The sequence below is a fragment of the Vibrio sp. V19_P1S1T109 genome, assembly GCF_002241375.1.
Lineage (GTDB): Bacteria > Pseudomonadota > Gammaproteobacteria > Enterobacterales > Vibrionaceae > Vibrio > Vibrio anguillarum.
This window is the reverse complement of the sequence record NZ_NDIM01000122.1, coordinates 1-5,271: the sequence shown is the minus strand read 5'-3', so window position 1 is coordinate 5,271 and position 5,271 is coordinate 1. Positions and strand designations below refer to the sequence as shown.

3 rRNA genes are annotated in these 5,271 nt (G+C 50.5%); all 3 read left to right on the top strand.

The window, feature by feature from the left end:
- Positions 1-234: 234 nt before the first annotated feature.
- The 3 genes from B9J87_RS05725 (at position 235) to rrf (ending at position 5,269) form a co-directional block, all read left to right on the top strand.
- Positions 235-1,779, top strand: a 16S ribosomal RNA gene (locus B9J87_RS05725).
- Positions 1,780-2,174: 395 nt separating this feature from the next.
- Positions 2,175-5,066: ribosomal RNA gene (locus B9J87_RS05720) — 23S ribosomal RNA — on the top strand.
- An 87-nt stretch (positions 5,067-5,153) separates the two neighbouring features.
- Positions 5,154-5,269, top strand: a 5S ribosomal RNA gene (gene rrf / locus B9J87_RS05715).
- Together the 16S, 23S and 5S rRNA genes form the textbook arrangement of a ribosomal RNA operon.
- The last annotated feature ends 2 nt before the right edge of the window (positions 5,270-5,271 follow it).

Here is a 5,271-nt window from a genome sequence, read left to right as displayed (position 1 = left end):
GCTCTTTAACAATATAAACCTATCAATCTGTGTGGGCACTCGTTGATGATAATCAAAAAAGATTTATCAATGAACTGAGTGACCAATCAGAATCAAGTTTACTTGATTTTGGCACAGTCAATTCATTGTTGTTCTGTTGGAACAACAATAGCTTTAAAATTGCTTTTTTACTTTCGAGTAAGAGCAGTTTTGAAGTCAGTATTCATTGAGCCGGTCTTAGGACCAACAAAACTTTAATTGAAGAGTTTGATCATGGCTCAGATTGAACGCTGGCGGCAGGCCTAACACATGCAAGTCGAGCGGCAGCACAGAGGAACTTGTTCCTTGGGTGGCGAGCGGCGGACGGGTGAGTAATGCCTAGGAAATTGCCCTGATGTGGGGGATAACCATTGGAAACGATGGCTAATACCGCATGATGCCTACGGGCCAAAGAGGGGGACCTTCGGGCCTCTCGCGTCAGGATATGCCTAGGTGGGATTAGCTAGTTGGTGAGGTAATGGCTCACCAAGGCGACGATCCCTAGCTGGTCTGAGAGGATGATCAGCCACACTGGAACTGAGACACGGTCCAGACTCCTACGGGAGGCAGCAGTGGGGAATATTGCACAATGGGCGCAAGCCTGATGCAGCCATGCCGCGTGTATGAAGAAGGCCTTCGGGTTGTAAAGTACTTTCAGTCGTGAGGAAGGTGGTGTTGTTAATAGCAGCATCATTTGACGTTAGCGACAGAAGAAGCACCGGCTAACTCCGTGCCAGCAGCCGCGGTAATACGGAGGGTGCGAGCGTTAATCGGAATTACTGGGCGTAAAGCGCATGCAGGTGGTGGATTAAGTCAGATGTGAAAGCCCGGGGCTCAACCTCGGAACCGCATTTGAAACTGGTTCACTAGAGTACTGTAGAGGGGGGTAGAATTTCAGGTGTAGCGGTGAAATGCGTAGAGATCTGAAGGAATACCGGTGGCGAAGGCGGCCCCCTGGACAGATACTGACACTCAGATGCGAAAGCGTGGGGAGCAAACAGGATTAGATACCCTGGTAGTCCACGCCGTAAACGATGTCTACTTGGAGGTTGTGGCCTTGAGCCGTGGCTTTCGGAGCTAACGCGTTAAGTAGACCGCCTGGGGAGTACGGTCGCAAGATTAAAACTCAAATGAATTGACGGGGGCCCGCACAAGCGGTGGAGCATGTGGTTTAATTCGATGCAACGCGAAGAACCTTACCTACTCTTGACATCCAGAGAAGCCAGCGGAGACGCAGGTGTGCCTTCGGGAACTCTGAGACAGGTGCTGCATGGCTGTCGTCAGCTCGTGTTGTGAAATGTTGGGTTAAGTCCCGCAACGAGCGCAACCCTTATCCTTGTTTGCCAGCGAGTCATGTCGGGAACTCCAGGGAGACTGCCGGTGATAAACCGGAGGAAGGTGGGGACGACGTCAAGTCATCATGGCCCTTACGAGTAGGGCTACACACGTGCTACAATGGCGCATACAGAGGGCAGCAAGCTAGCGATAGTGAGCGAATCCCAAAAAGTGCGTCGTAGTCCGGATTGGAGTCTGCAACTCGACTCCATGAAGTCGGAATCGCTAGTAATCGTAGATCAGAATGCTACGGTGAATACGTTCCCGGGCCTTGTACACACCGCCCGTCACACCATGGGAGTGGGCTGCAAAAGAAGTGGGTAGTTTAACCTTTCGGGGAGGACGCTCACCACTTTGTGGTTCATGACTGGGGTGAAGTCGTAACAAGGTAGCGCTAGGGGAACCTGGCGCTGGATCACCTCCTTATACGAAGATTACACTGATGAGTGTCCACACAGATTGATGGTTTATACAGTTTAAGAGACGANTTGCCAAACCAGATTAAGTAATTGAACTGGTTGGTCTGTTTGACTCTGAAAGTCATTAGAAAGTGTTTTGTTCCGTTAGGAATACCACTCGCTCTTTAACAATTTGGAAAGCTGACTGATAACAACGAACGTGTTTGTTGTTATCAAATAAAAGTTCTCAACATCAATACGTTTGACGTATTGATACCAAACACATTCAAGTGTTCTTGGGAAAGCTTACTTCGGTAAGTTTTCAAAATTGAGTCCGGCAAAATCAAACGTCTCTCGCTCATTCAAATAATGAGAGACAACCTTGGTGACTTGTCTGCAACACGAAACTTCTTCGGGTTGTATGGTTAAGTGACTAAGCGTACACGGTGGATGCCTTGGCAGTCAGAGGCGATGAAGGACGTAGTAACTTGCGATAAGCGTAGATTAGGCAGTAACAGCCACTTGAGTCTACGATTTCCGAATGGGGAAACCCACGTGCATAAGCACGTATCCTTACCTGAATACATAGGGTAAGGAGGCAAACCGGGGGAACTGAAACATCTAAGTACCCCGAGGAGAAGAAATCAACAGAGATTCCGAAAGTAGCGGCGAGCGAAATCGGACTAGCCCTTAAGCTTTTAATGATGCAGGTGAAGCCTCTGGAAAGTGGCGCAATAAAGGGTGATAGCCCCGTAACTGTTCCATCATTATAAGTGAAATCGAGTAAGGCGGGACACGTGTTATCCTGTCTGAACATGGGGGGACCATCCTCCAAGGCTAAATACTACTGACTGACCGATAGTGAACCAGTACCGTGAGGGAAAGGCGAAAAGAACCCCTGTGAGGGGAGTGAAATAGAACCTGAAACCGTGTACGTACAAGCAGTAGGAGCAGGCTTTGTCCTGTGACTGCGTACCTTTTGTATAATGGGTCAGCGACTTATATTCAGTGGCAAGGTTAACCGAATAGGGGAGCCGTAGGGAAACCGAGTCTTAACTGGGCGCTTCAGTCTCTGGATATAGACCCGAAACCGGGTGATCTAGCCATGGGCAGGTTGAAGGTTGAGTAACATCAACTGGAGGACCGAACCGACTAATGTTGAAAAATTAGCGGATGACTTGTGGCTAGGGGTGAAAGGCCAATCAAACTCGGAGATAGCTGGTTCTCCCCGAAAGCTATTTAGGTAGCGCCTCGGACGAATACTACTGGGGGTAGAGCACTGTTAAGGCTAGGGGGTCATCCCGACTTACCAACCCTTTGCAAACTCCGAATACCAGTAAGTACTATCCGGGAGACACACGGCGGGTGCTAACGTCCGTCGTGGAGAGGGAAACAACCCAGACCGCCAGCTAAGGTCCCAAATTACTACTAAGTGGGAAACGATGTGGGAAGGCTCAGACAGCCAGGATGTTGGCTTAGAAGCAGCCATCATTTAAAGAAAGCGTAATAGCTCACTGGTCGAGTCGGCCTGCGCGGAAGATGTAACGGGGCTAAGTAGTAAACCGAAGCTGCGGCAATACAGTTTACTGTATTGGGTAGGGGAGCGTTCTGTAAGCCGTTGAAGGTGTGTTGTAAAGCATGCTGGAGGTATCAGAAGTGCGAATGCTGACATGAGTAACGATAAGGGGGGTGAAAAACCTCCCCGCCGGAAGACCAAGGGTTCCTGTCCAACGTTAATCGGGGCAGGGTAAGTCGACCCCTAAGGCGAGGCTGAAAAGCGTAGTCGATGGGAAACGGGTTAATATTCCCGTACTGCTTATAATTGCGATGGGGGGACGGAGAAGGCTAGGTGGGCCAGGCGACGGTTGTCCTGGTTCAAGTGCGTAGGCTAAGAGACTAGGTAAATCCGGTTTCTTGTTAGGCTGAGACACGACGTCGAGCTGCTACGGCAGTGAAGTCATTGATGCCCTGCTTCCAGGAAAAGCCTCTAAGCTTCAGATTATAAGCAATCGTACCCCAAACCGACACAGGTGGTCGGGTAGAGAATACCAAGGCGCTTGAGAGAACTCGGGTGAAGGAACTAGGCAAAATGGTACCGTAACTTCGGGAGAAGGTACGCTCTTATTGGTGAAGTCCCTCGCGGATGGAGCTGACGAGAGTCGCAGATACCAGGTGGCTGCAACTGTTTATTAAAAACACAGCACTGTGCAAAATCGCAAGATGACGTATACGGTGTGACGCCTGCCCGGTGCCGGAAGGTTAATTGATGGGGTTAGACTTAGGTCGAAGCTCTTGATCGAAGCCCCGGTAAACGGCGGCCGTAACTATAACGGTCCTAAGGTAGCGAAATTCCTTGTCGGGTAAGTTCCGACCTGCACGAATGGCGTAATGATGGCCACGCTGTCTCCACCCGAGACTCAGTGAAATTGAAATCGCTGTGAAGATGCAGTGTACCCGCGGCTAGACGGAAAGACCCCGTGAACCTTTACTACAGCTTGGCACTGAACATTGAACCTACATGTGTAGGATAGGTGGGAGACTTAGAAGCGCAGTCGCTAGATTGCGTGGAGTCGACCTTGAAATACCACCCTTGTCGTTTTGATGTTCTAACGTAGGCCCCTCATCGGGGTTGCGGACAGTGCCTGGTGGGTAGTTTGACTGGGGCGGTCTCCTCCCAAAGAGTAACGGAGGAGCACGAAGGTGGGCTAATCACGGTTGGACATCGTGAGGTTAGTGCAATGGCATAAGCCCGCTTAACTGCGAGAATGACGGTTCGAGCAGGTACGAAAGTAGGTCATAGTGATCCGGTGGTTCTGAATGGAAGGGCCATCGCTCAACGGATAAAAGGTACTCCGGGGATAACAGGCTGATACCGCCCAAGAGTTCATATCGACGGCGGTGTTTGGCACCTCGATGTCGGCTCATCACATCCTGGGGCTGAAGTCGGTCCCAAGGGTATGGCTGTTCGCCATTTAAAGTGGTACGCGAGCTGGGTTTAGAACGTCGTGAGACAGTTCGGTCCCTATCTGCCGTGGGCGTTGGAAGATTGAAGGGGGCTGCTCCTAGTACGAGAGGACCGGAGTGGACGAACCGCTGGTGTTCGGGTTGTCATGCCAATGGCATTGCCCGGTAGCTAAGTTCGGAATTGATAAGCGCTGAAAGCATCTAAGCGCGAAGCGAGCCCTGAGATGAGTCTTCCCTGGCACTTTAAGTGTCCTAAAGGGTTGTTCGAGACTAGAACGTTGATAGGTTGGGTGTGTAAGCGCTGCGAGGCGTTGAGCTAACCAATACTAATTGCCCGTGAGGCTTAACCATACAACACCGAAGGGGTTTTGTGGACTCAATGGAAGAACATTGAATGTGTGAGTGAGAACGAAACAGCTTTCCGAATTAAGAAATTTGCTTGGCGACCATAGCGTTGTGGACCCACCTGACTCCATGCCGAACTCAGAAGTGAAACACAACAGCGCCGATGGTAGTGTGGGGTCTCCCCATGTGAGAGTAGGACATCGCCAGGCTT